Annotated in this window: 13 protein-coding genes; 9 read left to right on the top strand and 4 right to left on the bottom strand. The window is 44.2% G+C overall.

Annotated features, from left to right (window positions below):
• Position 1: 1 nt before the first annotated feature.
• The gene (locus tag DN752_RS17210; protein ID WP_112785102.1) at positions 2–1,570 is read left to right on the top strand and encodes an NFACT RNA binding domain-containing protein; all 1,569 of its coding nucleotides are present in this window, start codon (positions 2–4) and stop codon (positions 1,568–1,570) included.
• A gap of 927 nt (positions 1,571–2,497) precedes the next feature.
• Here DN752_RS17210 and pyk read toward each other — a convergent pair.
• Positions 2,498–3,934 carry a pyruvate kinase gene (gene pyk / locus DN752_RS17205; protein WP_112785101.1) on the bottom strand — a complete coding sequence of 479 codons (1,437 nt, stop codon included), beginning with the start codon at positions 3,932–3,934 and terminating at the stop codon, positions 2,498–2,500.
• Between the two features lie 19 nt (positions 3,935–3,953).
• On the bottom strand, positions 3,954–4,382 hold the full coding sequence (locus tag DN752_RS17200; protein ID WP_112785100.1) for an IPExxxVDY family protein: 429 nt from the start codon (positions 4,380–4,382) through the stop codon (positions 3,954–3,956).
• Between the two features lie 151 nt (positions 4,383–4,533).
• Here DN752_RS17200 and DN752_RS17195 point away from each other — a divergent pair, with 151 nt between their 5' ends.
• From DN752_RS17195 to DN752_RS17175, 5 genes are all read left to right on the top strand, one after another.
• Positions 4,534–4,770 carry an acyl carrier protein gene (locus DN752_RS17195; RefSeq protein ID WP_010855324.1) on the top strand — a complete coding sequence of 79 codons (237 nt, stop codon included), beginning with the start codon at positions 4,534–4,536 and terminating at the stop codon, positions 4,768–4,770.
• Positions 4,771–4,792: 22 nt separating this feature from the next.
• The gene (gene fabF / locus DN752_RS17190) at positions 4,793–6,046 is read left to right on the top strand and encodes a beta-ketoacyl-ACP synthase II (protein WP_112785099.1); all 1,254 of its coding nucleotides are present in this window, start codon (positions 4,793–4,795) and stop codon (positions 6,044–6,046) included.
• A gap of 7 nt (positions 6,047–6,053) precedes the next feature.
• A complete protein-coding gene (rnc, locus tag DN752_RS17185) occupies positions 6,054–6,797 on the top strand; it encodes a ribonuclease III (protein ID WP_112785098.1) in 744 nt (247 codons plus the stop codon).
• Positions 6,798–6,887: 90 nt separating this feature from the next.
• Positions 6,888–8,741, top strand: a complete 1,854-nt coding sequence (gene nadE / locus DN752_RS17180; RefSeq protein ID WP_112785097.1) for an NAD(+) synthase — start codon at positions 6,888–6,890, stop codon at positions 8,739–8,741.
• A gap of 32 nt (positions 8,742–8,773) precedes the next feature.
• Positions 8,774–9,877 (top strand): prolipoprotein diacylglyceryl transferase, encoded by a 1,104-nt coding sequence (locus tag DN752_RS17175; RefSeq protein WP_112785096.1) that lies wholly within the window; start codon positions 8,774–8,776, stop codon positions 9,875–9,877.
• Here DN752_RS17175 and yidD read toward each other — a convergent pair.
• Positions 9,874–10,095 carry a membrane protein insertion efficiency factor YidD gene (yidD, locus tag DN752_RS17170; RefSeq protein ID WP_112785095.1) on the bottom strand — a complete coding sequence of 74 codons (222 nt, stop codon included), beginning with the start codon at positions 10,093–10,095 and terminating at the stop codon, positions 9,874–9,876. The genes DN752_RS17175 and yidD overlap by 4 nt on opposite strands.
• A 110-nt stretch (positions 10,096–10,205) precedes the next feature.
• Between yidD and DN752_RS17165 the strand changes: the two genes are divergently transcribed.
• The 3 genes from DN752_RS17165 to DN752_RS17155 all read left to right on the top strand — a co-directional run bounded on the left by DN752_RS17165 (position 10,206) and on the right by DN752_RS17155 (position 14,617).
• A complete protein-coding gene (locus tag DN752_RS17165; protein WP_170134461.1) occupies positions 10,206–11,633 on the top strand; it encodes a BamA/TamA family outer membrane protein in 1,428 nt (475 codons plus the stop codon).
• A 78-nt stretch (positions 11,634–11,711) separates the two neighbouring features.
• Complete coding sequence (locus tag DN752_RS17160; RefSeq protein ID WP_112785093.1) at positions 11,712–12,533, top strand: PorV/PorQ family protein; 822 nt, start codon at positions 11,712–11,714, stop codon at positions 12,531–12,533.
• Positions 12,534–12,535: 2 nt separating this feature from the next.
• Positions 12,536–14,617: a helix-hairpin-helix domain-containing protein gene (locus DN752_RS17155; protein WP_112785092.1), complete on the top strand. Its 2,082-nt coding sequence runs from the start codon at positions 12,536–12,538 to the stop codon at positions 14,615–14,617.
• A 459-nt stretch (positions 14,618–15,076) separates the two neighbouring features.
• Here DN752_RS17155 and DN752_RS24535 read toward each other — a convergent pair whose 3' ends face one another.
• Positions 15,077–15,358, bottom strand: coding sequence for a hypothetical protein (locus tag DN752_RS24535; protein ID WP_162633247.1), 282 nt, complete (start codon positions 15,356–15,358; stop codon positions 15,077–15,079).

Here is a 15,358-nt window from a genome sequence, read left to right as displayed (position 1 = left end):
CATGCACCTCAACTATCATTTCCTCCAATACCTCTGTCCAGCAATCGACAAATTATTCGCAGGGCTGGAATTGGCCACTTGTTTTTCCCAAAATAAAGACGAGTTGGTCATGGGGTTTACTAATGAGAGCCGATCCCATTTCCTGAGGGCAAACCTCAGCCCATCCAACCCCTGCCTTAGTTTCCCTGAGGATTATAAACGAAGCAAAAAAAACAGCGTCGACCTATTTCCGGAGCTCATCGGAGACACGGTCGATTCCGTTCGGGTATTATCATTTGAGAGAGCATTCAGAATTGATTTCAACTCCCAAAAGACCCTGCTCTTCAAACTACACGGAAGTCGCAGCAATATCCTTCTTTATACAGGTACCGACGATAGTCGTCCCTCGGCCCTGTTTAGAAATGAACTCAAGGAAGACCACAATATTGCCCTCCATGAACTGGAGAGACACTTGGACCTTTCCTACGAGGAATTCCTAAAACAAGGAGGGAAAGCAGCCACATTCTTACCCACACTAGGGAAAGTCCCTCGGGAATGGTTAAAGTCCCAAGGTTACATTGAAGCGGATATCGAAACCAAGTGGCTGTTGATGCAAGAGATGATCGATATGCTGAATGCCCCCCTCTTCAGCATCACCAAGAAAAATGACCAATACCTGCTCACCCTTCTCCCAGTACAAAACGCGGTGTTTTCTTCAGCTGACCCTGTAAGAAGCTGCAATGAGTACTTCCAGCATGCCGTCATTCATCAAGCCTTCGAAAAAGAAAAAAACCTTATGGTCAGAAAACTGGAAGACCAAAAAAAGAAAACCAGTGCCTACCTGAGTAAAACATCAAAAAAACTGGCCGAACTGCAAGACAGCCCCCCTCCCAGCCAAACAGCCGATGTCATCATGGCCAATCTCCATCAAATCCCACAAGGTGCTGAAACAACCACCTTGTTTGACTTCTATCAAAACAAGGAAATCACCATCTCTCTAAAAAAAGGACTTACCCCTCAAAAGCACGCCGAAAACCTCTACCGAAAATCCAAAAACGGGAAAATAGAAGTACAACAACTCCAAAAAAACCTATCAGAAAAAGAGGATTATTTCCTGCAACTCGAAACGCTACTGGAAGAGCTGACCACTATTGACGACTTCAAAGCACTAAGGGAGTTTTCCAAAACCAACCAACTATCTCCCAAATCCAAAGAAGACCAAACCAACGTCCCTTTCAAGCGTTTTGAAATCGACGGTTTTGAGATCTTGGTAGGCAAATCCGCTAAAGCGAATGACCAAATGCTCCGGTATTTTAGCTGGAAAGATGATATATGGCTCCACGCCAAAGACGTGGCAGGGTCCCACGTCATCATCAAGTACAAATCAGGCCTCACCATCCCCCAAACTACCCTGGAACGGGCCGCCGAGTTGGCAGCCTACTACTCCAAAAGCAAAAACGAATCCCTTGCCGCAGTGATCTACACTCCCTGTAAATACGTCAGAAAGGTAAAAGGATCCCCCGCAGGTGCCGTGATGGTCGATCAGGAAAAAGTACTTATGGTCGCGCCTAAAGGTCCTGTCACGGGTTAGCTGATAGACAGTAGAAGTATCAAGGGTAGAAGAAAGAATAAAGACAAAAGCACTGGGTATATAACAACCTCAGTTCGATTATAAAACCGTTTCCGTACAGTGGTCGGAACATGCACTGCGAGGCTTAGAGGGAGGTCTGAGCGGGTGGAAGCCGTGGCAGTCTCAGTATTTCGGGATTGCCACACCCTTTTCCAACCCACATCCTCCTAAAAAGGGTTCGCTATGACGCTTTTAATACTAAAATTAAGTCGAGCTCAGGTTAACAGGAATGCTTCCATAAAACTATCCATTAGCTGAAAGCAGCGTCCAAGTTGTTTTTCAATGGCGTCCGAGTAAAGATTTTGTCTTCGAAGGAAACTCGTTAAAAACCACCCCTAAATCCCCTAAAGGGGACTTTCTGATCAGGTATTCAGAGGACGTGATAGTTTGTGGAAATCCAACTAATCTTTTCTCATTTCGTTTAGATCTACTTTTCAGCACATGTGAAATTTTGTCAGAGGACAGTAGTTGTTTTTTATCGATTTCGCTCCTATTTCCCAGGCATGCGAAACTGCCAGTGCGTCTTCCAGCTGACGGATGGTGTAAATACTGACCAGATTTGGTAGCTCTCCTGAAGTTGAATATGCAAACCAACATCGTCCATTTAGTGAATTAATGAAAATGTCACCCTGAACGGATCTGTTTATCAGTCCAGAGTGACACTCCCCCTCGCTTTAACTAAACAAGGGGGCTCATTATAGTAAAGGTTAATCAGGTAACAAAACAACTCAATAACAATCATTAAGTTACAAGTAAAGTTACTCCACCAACACCTTGGGCACAAGAGCATAAAACAACTAAATTTCGTAATACCCACTACCTACCCAATAAAAAAGCACCTCGATCGCTCAAGGTGCTTTTGAATGGTTGTATTTGAATAATGACCTTCTACTCCACCATGTGGATTTTCAGCATATTGGTCTTGCCTTTGTCCTTTAGCGGCATGCTTGCGGTATTGATCATGATATCACCTACTTTTAGATGGCCTCTTTCCTTCAAGGTATCTTGGATAAAGGTAATGGTCTCATCTGTGGACACTTGCTTTCCTTCAAAGAAATAGGCAGTCACTCCCCACACCAAGCTAAGCTGAGTAATCAACGTCTTATTGTGTGTAAACACAAAGTTTTTGGCAAATGGGCGGTGAGATGCAATCCTGAACGCCGTAAAGCCTGAAGCGGTGATCCCTACAATGGCCTTGGCATTGACGTTTTTGGACAAGCCTGAAGCCATCATGATCACGTTATTGCTCACGAAATAATCGCTATTTTCTGGAATATCATACAGATAGTGATAGACATCTGAATTATTTTCCACGTATTGGATCACTTTGGTCATCGCTTCCACCGCATGAACAGGATAGGAACCGGAAGCGGTCTCCGCAGAGAGCATCACTGCATCAGCACCATCCAGTACGGCGTTGGCCACGTCATTGGTTTCCGCACGGGTAGGACGTGGGTTTTGGATCATGCTTTCCAGCATCTGTGTAGCGATGATGACTGGTTTGCTGGCCTGCTTACATTTCTCCACGATTCTCTTTTGCCATAGCGGCACCATCTCCATGGGTACTTCTACGCCTAGATCACCACGGGCCACCATTACGCCGTCTGTGACTTCGATGATCTCATCGATATTGTCCAGCGCTTCTGGTTTCTCTATCTTGGCTACGATCTTACACGCCTTTCCTTTAGCGTCAATCCTCTTCTTAAGGTCGATAATGTCTTCAGCAGAACGGACAAAGGAAAGGGCTATCCAGTCCACTTCATTTTCGAGGCCAAACTCCAAATCCTTTTTGTCCTTTTCGGTCAGTGATGGCGCACTTACTTTGGTATTGGGTAAGTTGATGCCTTTTCGGGATTTCAGTATTCCTCCGTGGACTACGGTACAGTTGACGTTTTTTCCATCTGTACTGTTTACCGCCACTTCGAGATTACCATCATCGATCAAAATCCTGTCACCAGCCACCACATCCTGTGGAAGGTTTTGGTAAACGGTGCTCACCAAAGAGGAAGTACCGACGACCGCTTCGTTGGTAATGGTAATTGGTTCACCTTCTTTGATCTCCACACCATTGTTTTCCACTTCTCCGACACGGATTTTTGGTCCTTGCAAATCCTGCAAAATCCCTACATTCAATCCGTAATCTTTGTTGATCTTACGGATCAGTTGAATGACTTCGGCATGACCTTCGTGATTTCCATGGGAAAAATTCAGCCTGAACACATTTACTCCAGCCTTCACCAAATCCGTAAGCGTCTTTTCGTTGTTTGAAGCCGGCCCAACTGTAGCCAAAATCTTGGTCTTCTTATTCGCGATGGGTAAGTTCATTGTATGTATATTATTATATTTAATAGGTTAATAGGTTCTCTTTTGACTTTAGCTTTTCCACATCCAGCTTGACTATATTCTGCACATAGTTACTGTGGGACAGCTGTCCTATGCATTGATTAAGGCTTGTCTCCTGGGTGAAATCCTGTAGGAGAAGAAAATAATCCATAATCTTTAATTCTGGCACAAGATACAGCGTTTGTCCCGAATCTGAAAAAGAACGGTTCTTTAATAACTGAATATACCCGTGATCTTTTTCCAAAATGTAGCGAGAAATCTCCAGCTTGGGCTGATTTAAAAACTCCAGCTTAAAATCATCTATCTTTATCATCCTGATTCCCAGCAAACTATTGACCACCCAGGCCATCTTGTAGTCCTTCACTGGAGCTACCAGACCTAAAAGATCAAAATTAAAATCGTGTTCTACCTGGAGTTTTGTCTTCCTCATGAAGGGAGGTTTTTTAGAAGAACAAAATTAAAAATAATTGCTCAACTTCAATGTTTCATCATAATATCTTAAATTTAGTTATCGGTTTTTTTTGACATTAAGGTATTAAATATATTTCTTTGCGGAGTGTTTTAACTAAACTAATCACAAAATGTCTGAAATTGCACAAAAAGTAAAAGCCATTATCGTGGATAAGTTAGGCGTAGAAGAATCTGAAGTAACTCCTGAAGCAAGCTTCACTAATGATCTTGGCGCTGACTCTTTGGATACGGTTGAGCTTATCATGGAATTCGAAAAAGAATTCAACATTTCTATTCCAGATGACCAAGCTGAACAAATCGGCACTGTAGGTCAAGCTGTAAGCTACCTGGAAGCAAACGTAAAATAATTTAACTTCTCAAAATTCATTTATGAATTTAAAAAGAGTTGTAGTAACAGGTTTAGGCGCCCTTACGCCATTAGGGAATACCGTTCCGGCATACTGGAAGGGGCTAGCTAATGGGGTGAGCGGTGCTGCTCCTATTACGAGATTCGACGCCTCAAAATTCAAGACACAATTTGCTTGTGAGGTAAAAGGCCTCGACATCGAGCAATTTATCGATAGAAAAGAAGCCCGTAAAATGGATCCCTTCACCCAGTATGCGGTCATCGCATCCGAGGAAGCCATGAAGGATTCTGGTCTGGACCTAGAAAAGATCGACCTCAGTAAGGCCGGTGTGATCTGGGGTTCCGGTATAGGGGGCTTGAAGACTTTTCAAGACGAAGTAACCAGTTTTGCGACTGGTGATGGAACACCTCGTTTCAATCCGTTTTTTATCCCCAAAATGATCGCTGACATCAGTGCAGGATTCATCTCCATGAAGTATGGCCTCCAAGGGCCTAACTTTGTGACGGTATCCGCATGTGCTTCTGGCACCAATGCCCTGATCGATGCCTACAATTACATCCGGCTGGGCAAGGCCAATGTATTTGTTTCAGGAGGTTCTGAAGCTGCCGTCACAGAAGCAGGTGTTGGTGGATTCAATGCGCTAAAGGCCCTTTCCCAAAGGAATGATGATCCAGCAGTGGCCTCTCGACCATTTGACAAAGACCGTGACGGTTTTGTCCTCGGAGAAGGTGCTGGTGCCATTATCCTTGAAGAATACGAACACGCCAAAGCACGTGGAGCCAAAATCTATGCGGAGATCATCGGTAGCGGCATGACCGCAGACGCTCACCACATCACCGCACCTCACCCGGAAGGAGTAGGTGCTGGTAATGTCATGAAGTTTGCTCTGGAAGATGCTGGGATAACCCCGGAAGAGGTAGATTACATTAACGTACACGGTACCTCCACTCCATTGGGAGATGTAAGTGAAATCAAAGCCATTCAACGAATCTTTGGTGACCACGCTTACGACCTCAATATCAGCAGTACCAAATCCATGACAGGACACCTTCTTGGTGCCGCTGGAGCCATTGAAGCCATCGCTTCGATCATGGCCATTAACCATGATTTGGTACCGCCGACCATCAATCACTTCACCAAAGACGAAGCGTTTGATGAAAAACTGAACTTGACTTTCAACAAGGCTCAGGAGCGGGAAGTAAATGTAGCTTTGAGTAATACATTTGGATTTGGCGGACATAATGCCTCTGTCATTTTCAAAAAAATAACTGAGTAATCCGACCTTGAAAATATTTCGAACACTCAGATTACACGAACTACTTTATAATAAAAAAGACAAAAGGCTTGCTGCTGCCATTAAGTTAATGGTAGGCAGCAAGCCTTTGAATTTGTCGTTATATAAGCTCGCCGTCCGCCATTCCTCTGCTGCCGAGGAAATCAGGCAAGGCGTAAAAGCTTCCAATGAGCGATTGGAATTTCTCGGAGATGCCGTTCTGGGCACTGTAGTCGCCGAGCACCTTTTTATCAAATTCCCCTACAGGGACGAAGGCTTCCTTACCGAAACCCGCTCCCGGATCGTCAACAGGGAATCCCTCAACCAGGTAGGTCAGAAAATCGGCCTTTCCAACATCGTCGAATCAGACCTCTCCGATAAAGGGCTATATACCCATAAATCCATCTACGGTGACACCTTGGAAGCATTGGTGGGCGCAGTCTACTTGGACAGAGGCTATGATTTCTGTCGAAGATTTATCCTCACCAGGATTTTATCCCCTTATTTTGACCTGGACAATATCATTACCACCGTCACCAACTTCAAAAGCAAGATCATAGAATGGTCCCAGCGAGAAAATAAAGAGGTAGAATTCACCCTTCAATCGGTCACTGGGTCCCAACGCTTCAAAGAGTTCATCATCGAACTATGGATCGAGAAGGAGCTATTTACAGAAGGAAAGGGCCCTACAAAAAAGAAAGCAGAACAAGAAGCTGCAAAAAATGCCTGCGAAAAACTGAATTTGGCCCTATAGAACCCTATATTTGCCAATTGTGTTAATGGGTATTAAGCGACCTTCCGTCTTATGCTTGAGGGAAGGTCAACTTCAAATTCACCTTGCTATATGTCAATTTTGAAAATAGGTGGGGCCACGGTCAATCAGACTCCTCTCGATTGGGAAGGCAACCTTAAAAATATCACTGATGCCATCACTGAAGCCAAGTCAAAGGGAATCGAGCTGCTGTGCTTTCCTGAGCTGGCCATCACTGGATATGGCAGTGAAGACCTTTTCTTGAGCAGATGGTATCCTGAGAAAGCGTTCGGGCAACTCAAAAAACTTCTTCCACTCACTAAGGATATTACGGTATGCATTGGCGTTCCCGTCAGGATAGGTGAGCTACTTTTTAATTGCACTGCCGTCCTTGAAGACAATAAGGTATTGGGATTTATGGCCAAGCAGTTTTTGGCCATAGATGGCGTACATTATGAGTTTCGCTGGTTTACACCATGGAAAGCAGGAAAAATCACCTCGCTGGACTTTTATGGTACAAGTGTTCCTTTTGGAGACATTGTTTTTAACAAGAAGGGAGTCACTTATGGTTTTGAGATTTGTGAAGACGCCTGGAGAGGAGATCTTCGTCCCGGCTATCGACTAAAGGACCGGAATGTGGACCTCATATTCAATCCCAGCGCCAGCCACTTTGCCATGCGAAAAAGTGCCCACAGGGAAGAACTTGTCATAGAAAGCAGTGCTTCACTGGATGCCGCTTACTTTTACGTCAACCTGTTGGGGAACGAGGCAGGAAGGATGATCTTTGACGGGGAAGTACTCTTCGCCCAAAACGGCAAACTACTCGTTAAAAACAAATTGCTTTCATATAAGCCATATCAGGTTTATGACTGGGACTTCACAAAGTCCCCTGCCCCGTCACCGGCAATAGACTCCTCGCACAATCAGAACGAGGAATTCACCGCTGCAGTTTGCCTGGCACTGTTCGATTATATGCGAAAAAGCCGTAGTACCGGATTCGTACTTTCACTTAGCGGAGGGGCCGATTCTTCTTCTATTGCTACACTCGTCGCAGAAATGGTCAAGAGAGGTGTCAGGGAACTAGGATTGGACAATTTTCTAAAAAGGGCCCATTTAACTATCTCTCTAGATGAAAATACCACGATCAAGTCAATTGTAAAACACGTACTGACCACCGCCTACCAAGGTTCTGAGAACTCTTCAGAGGATACATTGGCCAGTGCAAGATGCTTGGCAGAGAGCCTAGGAGCTACTTTCTATGACTGGAAGATCAGCGAGGAGGTGAGTTCTTACACCCAAAAAATAGAAACCGCCATAGACCGAAAGCTCACGTGGAGCCAAGATGACATTACCCTACAAAATATCCAAGCCAGGGTACGGGCTCCTGTCATCTGGATGCTTGCCAACCTGAACAACGCACTTCTCCTTGCCACCTCAAATAGGAGTGAAGGAGATGTAGGGTATGCCACCATGGACGGAGACACTAGTGGAAGTATTTCTCCTATTGCTGCAGTGGACAAGGATTTTATCCTTCAGTGGCTAAGATGGGCAGAAGAAGAGCTAGGCTACGAAGGTCTCAGGAGGGTGAACTCCCTTCAGCCTACTGCTGAGCTACGCCCACAAGAGCAACATCAGACGGACGAACAAGACCTGATGCCCTATCCGGTCATCGTCGAAATCGAACGTCTCGCCATACGAGACCGCAGAAAACCTGCTGACATTTACCTGATCCTCAAACAAGAACTTGACATATCTCCCGTTCAATTAAAAAATTATATCCATAAATTCTTCCGACTGTGGTCCAGAAACCAATGGAAGCGGGAACGCTTGGCTCCTTCCTTCCACTTGGACGACTTCAACGTGGATCCCAAGACCTGGTGCAGGTTCCCGATATTGTCAGGAGGCTTCACAGAAGAATTACATGAACTGGATCAAATAGACGAATAATAAAACTATCTTAGCAGAAATTAACTAGACCAATGATCAGCACAATTTTAGATTACGTAGTCTGGAGCCCTAATCCGGCTGTTTTTCCAGGTTTTGACAGGATCAGATGGTATAGCCTGTTATTTGCGCTTGGCTTTATCATTTCGCAGCAAATCATCATTTATATTTTCAAGAAAGAAGGCCATGATGAAAGGCTGGTGGACAAACTCACCATCTATATGGTCTTGGCAACCATCATTGGTGCTCGCTTAGGCCATGTCTTGTTTTATGAACCCGAAAAATACCTCAGCAACCCCATCGAGATCCTCAAAGTATGGGAAGGTGGACTTGCCAGCCATGGTGCTGCCATAGCCATATTGGTAGCCCTCTGGCTCTATGTGCGCAATACACCAAAGCAACGCTACCTTTGGGTGGTGGACAGGATTGTCATCGTGGTGGCCATGACAGGGGCATTGATCAGATTTGGTAACCTGATGAATTCTGAGATTGGCGGCAAACCTACAGGTACTGACAGTGGCTTTGTCTATGCCCATAGCATAGAAGAAATCCTGGAAACCCTTAATGTGCCCGTGGAGCATGTTTCTGCTTATAAACCTGATGACCGCTCCGGAGAACTGCAGGGCAATGGTCATGTCCCCGTCAATATTGACATTGAAATCAAAAAGGGAAACTATCAAGAAGCCGATTTGAAAAGGACCTTGGAAAATGACGTAAAATATGTCCTGACCAAATTCAACAGTTCTGAAAAGTACATGGCAGAACCTGAAAACACCCCTTTGGATTATGAACTAAAAGACGAAGGAGACCATTACTTGGCGACAGTCCGGACATTTGGGCTGACCAAGCATCCCACACAGATCTATGAGTCTCTATCCTATTTTGTCATTTTCCTATTGCTCTATGCCCTTTGGCACAAATACAGGGAAAAGCTTCCTGACGGATTACTGCTTGGATTGTTCTTGATCACTGTCTTTGGAATGCGCTTCGTCTGGGAGTTTTTCAAAGAAAACCAAGTGGACTTTGAAGAAAACCTGACCTTGAACATGGGGCAAACACTGAGTATCCCATTGGTTTTGGGAGGTATTATCCTGGTAATACGAGCACTAAAAATAGGCAACCCAACTCAAAACGACTAAGGAACGGGGTCATGGCCATGGCCACCCCACGGATGACAGCTGGCAATGCGCTTGATACCCAGCCATCCTCCTTTGATTATGCCATGCTTGAGAATAGCCTCTTTCGTATATTGACTGCAAGTAGGAGTATACCTACACGCTCCCGGAAACATTGGCGAAATCAAGTACTGATAAAACAACACTGGAAAAACTGCTATTTTTCTTAAAATAGTTTTCAAGATTTAGTTCATTTGGTAATAAAAGGCTGAAACATTAAACAAAGTTCCACTGCGTGAAACAATATCGTTTATCAATACCGCAAAGATACATCAAAAGCATTTACTTGCTTATGGCGCTCATCAGCTTGGTTTTGATAAATGGCTACGCAGCTCTGGCGCAGACTCCAGATACAGTCTCCCAAGACTCGAGTGCCTTAAAGATCCCCGAGCAAGTCTCCGTCAACAATGTCTTTATCATCGGAAACGAAAAAACCCAGAAAAACATCATCCTAAGGGAAATGAACGTAGCTCCAGGAGTGGTCTATGACTGGGAGGACTTTTTACGTATCTTGAAAACAGATCAGCAACGGATATATAACCTGCAACTTTTTACCTCAGTAGAAATCACCCCTCTCTTTGTAGAAGATGAAGAAGTAGAGTTATTGGTTTCAGTAAAAGAACGATGGTACGTGATCCCGAGCATTATATTTGACCTTGCTGACCGGAATTTCTCAGAATGGTGGATCAATCAAAACAGGGACTTATCCAGGGTAAATTACGGTTTGAAGCTCAACCATAATAATGTCGGTGGCCGAAATGAAAAGCTGCGCGTCATGGGGCAGTTAGGATTCACCCAAGCATTTGATCTGACATACAGCATTCCATATATCGATAAGGAACAAGAGCATGGCCTTGCCTTCAGGATCAACTATAACACCAATAAAACCATAGCTGTAAAATCAGCTCAAAACAAACAGGTGTTTTACACCAATGAAAACGAGGAAATTCTCCGAAAAAACCTAGGAGCCAGTTTGCAATACACCTATAGGGGGAATTTCTATAATTTCAATTACCTCACCATAGGTTTTAGCAATACCAAGATCCATGAAGAGGTACTGACTCAGAATCCGAATTATTTTCTCAACGACAGCACACGACAAAAATACTTCTACGCCTCCTATAACTTCAAACACGACCGCAGGGACAATATCGCCTATGCCACACAAGGTGAACTTATCAATGTCGGCGTGACCAGGTACGGGCTCTTCACTAACGATGACGTCAATGAAACAGAGATTTCGTTGATTGCCAATAAGTATTTTAGATTCAGCGATAAAACGCACTTGGTAACGGGTATTTCTGTATCCAGCTACCTCAGCTCCAGGCAGCCCTATACCTTGGTTCGTGGAATTGGCTATGCTCCTGATTTTATACGGGGTTATGAAATCTACGTGATCGAAGGCCAGCAAACCTTCATCCACAAAAACAGCTTTAGGTATAAACTGCTGGATGTGGCCTATGATATTTCTAAGCTGATCCCAATTGAGGAATTCAACACCTTCCCGATCAGGGCTTACCTCAGTGCCAATTTTGACCATGGCTACGTCAACGATCGCAACCACATCCCCGAAAATGCCGCACTTACCAATACCTACCTTTATGGATATGGATTGGGGCTCGATTTGATCACTTTTTATGACCAAGTAATTCGATTTGAATACTCCGTCAACAGCCAACAGGAAGGAAGCTTTTTCATCAATATTAAGGCTCCCCTTTAAAGAACGGATATTTTTATTTCTTCAAGATTTTTCTTAGTTTAATTTAAACACATTTTTTTACTGTTTATTTTCACTATTATGAAGTTTATTTTAAAAGCTTTTTCGTATTTAATCCTTATTGCGCCATATTACAGCTATGGCCAGAACGGTTCTGAGGTTTTTGCGAAAGGCGCCAGAAGTTACGGATTGGCCAATACCCATGTAACGCTGACAGATGCTTGGAGTATCTTCAATAATCCGGGAGCAATGGGTCGACTTAAAACCACCTCTTTCCTGATAGGCTACGATCACCGGCTTGGCCTTAATGAGCTGACCACTCTTGGAGCGGGGGCAGTAATTGCATCCGACAAGGGGAATTTTGGTGTTTCTCTTTCTCACTTTGGAGGCGCATTATTTAACCAACAAGCGGTAGGTATAGGATACGCCAATCAACTGGGCATAGCCAGCTTTGGAGTGAAAGCATCCTATTTGCAAACCAATATCGAGGGTTATGGAAGAGGGGGTGTGCCTGTATTTGAATTTGGGGGAACAGCGATCTTGGGGCCTCACCTGGTCTTCGGGGCCCATGTCTATAACTTCACCAGAAGCCAATACAGTAGTAATTCGGAAGATTACCTTCCTACGATCATCAAGGCCGGTCTTTCTTATCAACCTTCTAGCAAATTACTCCTTAACCTGGAAGCTGAGAAAGACATCTTATTATCCCCAATCGCCAAGCTTGGCTTGGAGTATAATTTTATGGAAAAGCTCTGGGCCAGATGCGGTATCAGGACCAACCCTTCCAATCTTCACTTTGGCATCGGCTTCCAGCCTGAGCGGTTCCAGATAAACTATGCCGTGGCCCAAAACAACCGCCTTGGCTACACGCATCACTTTTCGATGACCTATAAGCTAAAGTGACCATGAAGAAGTATAAGATTATTTTTATAGTATTCTTGGTCATAATAAGCACTGATAGAAGCCATGCCCAGGATAGTTTTGACATTGAGGCCTTTGCGGAAGAATTATTTTCACTCCAGGAAGAGGACTTGGACTATGAACAGCTCTATGAAAACCTTCTCCAACGATACCTAAACCCCATTGACCTGAACAGCTGCTCCCCAGATGACCTTCAGTCCATTTATATCCTTACACCGCTTCAGGTGACTGACTTCTTTAAGTATCGTAATGTTTACGGAAAATTTTTGTCCATTTATGAACTACAAGCGATTCCGTCATTTGACGCACAAACGATAAAAAAACTGGAACCATTTGTAAGCTTGGATGACAATGCAAAGCAGTTTTCCCAGCCACTCTCTAAAAGAATGCTCACCGAGAAAACAGCCTATTTTATTTATAGGCACCGAGTTTTTATGGAAAAACGAAAAGGCTTTACTGTTCCTGACACATTATCAAACGGCTCATTAACGAACAGGTATCAAGGCCCGCCCGGCACCCAGTACTTAAGGTTCAGAACGCAGCACAGTGGTGACTTCAGCATGGGGATCACCTTGGACAGGGACGCAGGAGAGGAATTTACATGGGACCCATCCACCAGACGCTTTGGGTTCAACTTCCTCAGCTACCATTTTACGCTTTATGACAAAGGCCCTTGGAAACAAGTCACGCTCGGGGACTATCAAGCACAATATGGCCAAGGGTTGGTTTTTGGAGCGGGGTTTTCCGTAGGGAAAGGAGCTGAGACCATCACGACCACCAGAAGAAGCTCTACAGGGATCAAGCCATACACTTCTTCTATGGAAACGGGCTTTTTTAGGGGAGCTGCGGCCACCTACCAAAAAGGGCGATTTGAAGGCTCCCTAATGGCCTCATCATTGGCCAGGGATGCCAATATAGACACCACATTGACACCTCATCAACTGACCTCTCTCCCCCAAAATGGCTACCATCGGACAACGTCAGAAATCAGCCGCAAGGCCGCTTCCACCGAGCAAAACCTTGGGGTCAACATCAACTACTCTTCCGGAGACAAAAACCTCCAAATTGGCATCAACAGCTTGACCACTCGGTTTCCTTTGACCTATAATCGTGACCTTCGTATCTACAATGGATTTGAATTCAGGGGAAAAGTAAACCATATTCACAGCACCTACTTTTCCTACAACTACCAGAATCATTTCTTTTTCGGAGAAGCCGCACTCTCCAAGAGCAAGGGCACAGCCTATGTCGCTGGAATCATGAGCAGCCTAAGCCAACAGCTGGATATAGTCCTCCACATCAGGGATTATGACAGGAATTTCCACAGCTTTTATGGCAATGCATTTGGGGAAGGCTCCAGGCCTATCAATGAAAGGGGCATTTATCTCGGTCTCAGCTATCACCCCTCCAAAAAGCTCCAGTGGAGCGGCTATTATGACCAATTTAAATTCCCATGGATAAGATACCGTCTATACGCCCCTTCCTCCGGCCATGAATGGCTCCAGCGGATAAGTTACCGTCCTTCAAAGGCCATGGAGCTATACTTTCAGATAAGGGAAGAGGTGAAAGACCGTAATGTGACGGCAACACACAATGACCTGCCCACTTACCGGATCAGTACCGGGAAAAAGTACAATTACCTGCTTAACCTTGACACAGACCTGAGCGAGTATGTTTCCCTTCGCTCAAGGGTACAGGTGAGCAGCTTCGATTATGACCAACAACTAACCAAAGGTTATACGATTGTCCAGGACCTGAATGTCGAATTCAAAAACTGGAGATGGAGCGGAAGAATAGCGCTCTTTGACACAGATGATTACGACAATCGGCAGTATGTCTATGAAAAAAATGTGTTATGGGCTTTTTCTATCCCTAGCTATTACGGACAGGGAATGAGGTACTACATCTTGACCCAGTATAAACCCATGAGAAAACTAACCTTGTGGCTTCGCTGGGCCAGGACCAGCTATACTGACCGTAACACCATTAGCAGTGGCCTACAAGAAGTCAAAGGCAAACATCTCAGCGAGCTGACGTTCCAAGTTCGCTATCAATTCAATAGGTAAAAGTAATTCGGCCTATAATCATGTTTTATGTCCTTGAAAATATTCAGCAATAACACCAGTAAAAACACCTATTATCAGTATAATAAAATTATATTATGATAATTTAAATTATTTACAAATTATATTTCAATAAAACATGAAAACAATCAGGATAAATCTATAATTTATGAATTGTAAAATATCAACATCAAATAAGATTAAATAAACTAACAATTAAGAAAGTGAAACCCAATATTCTTGCGGCTAGCGTATTGACCGTGGTAATGTCCCTCTTACAGGCAACACTTAAAAAAAACCTTAGTCAGCATTGATATCTCCCCGCTGTATAGAACTTAATTTCACACTAGGGAATTCAGGGTGCAGGTGATCACCTGCACCTTCTATTTGGTTCTCCACCAAAATCGGATTAACCCGAAACCAATGCCGTTTAGTTAAGGGCATTTCCTCCTTTTCATATACCTAAAAGTCCTTTTTTTGATTGACTTTGGCTGGAGAAACCTGATCATCTTGGTGGATTTTATCCTTTTCCTTTTTTCCATTGATGAAAAAAGAAAGAAAAAAATCTAGGCCGGTGGTATGCCTTTTAAAATGGAACATGGATTTACCCTTCGACCGAGATCCGTCACCCATTTTAATTTCCACCCGATGGCTACGACCTAAAAGTGAGTGGGTCTCGCTGTTCCACGACGCGAGCCAACTCACTTTCTTAACGGCCTCCACCATCGGCTGGAAAACAGGCAT

The organism is Echinicola strongylocentroti, from assembly GCF_003260975.1.
GTDB classification, from domain to species: domain Bacteria; phylum Bacteroidota; class Bacteroidia; order Cytophagales; family Cyclobacteriaceae; genus Echinicola; species Echinicola strongylocentroti.
This window is presented reverse-complemented; position numbering and strand designations above follow the sequence as displayed.

Excerpts from the sequence above, each read along its gene's own strand:
- DN752_RS17210 (WP_112785102.1), top strand. The coding sequence starts at position 2 with ATGCACCTCAACTATCATTTCCTCCAATACCTCTGTCCAGCAATCGAC.
- pyk (WP_112785101.1), bottom strand. The coding sequence starts at position 3,934 with ATGAACTTACCCATCGCGAATAAGAAGACCAAGATTTTGGCTACAGTT.
- DN752_RS17200 (WP_112785100.1), bottom strand. The coding sequence starts at position 4,382 with ATGAGGAAGACAAAACTCCAGGTAGAACACGATTTTAATTTTGATCTT.
- DN752_RS17195 (WP_010855324.1), top strand. The coding sequence starts at position 4,534 with ATGTCTGAAATTGCACAAAAAGTAAAAGCCATTATCGTGGATAAGTTA.
- fabF (WP_112785099.1), top strand. The coding sequence starts at position 4,793 with ATGAATTTAAAAAGAGTTGTAGTAACAGGTTTAGGCGCCCTTACGCCA.
- nadE (WP_112785097.1), top strand. The coding sequence starts at position 6,888 with ATGTCAATTTTGAAAATAGGTGGGGCCACGGTCAATCAGACTCCTCTC.
- DN752_RS17175 (WP_112785096.1), top strand. The coding sequence starts at position 8,774 with ATGATCAGCACAATTTTAGATTACGTAGTCTGGAGCCCTAATCCGGCT.
- DN752_RS17165 (WP_170134461.1), top strand. The coding sequence starts at position 10,206 with ATGGCGCTCATCAGCTTGGTTTTGATAAATGGCTACGCAGCTCTGGCG.
- DN752_RS17160 (WP_112785093.1), top strand. The coding sequence starts at position 11,712 with ATGAAGTTTATTTTAAAAGCTTTTTCGTATTTAATCCTTATTGCGCCA.
- DN752_RS17155 (WP_112785092.1), top strand. The coding sequence starts at position 12,536 with ATGAAGAAGTATAAGATTATTTTTATAGTATTCTTGGTCATAATAAGC.
- DN752_RS24535 (WP_162633247.1), bottom strand. The coding sequence starts at position 15,358 with ATGCCTGTTTTCCAGCCGATGGTGGAGGCCGTTAAGAAAGTGAGTTGG.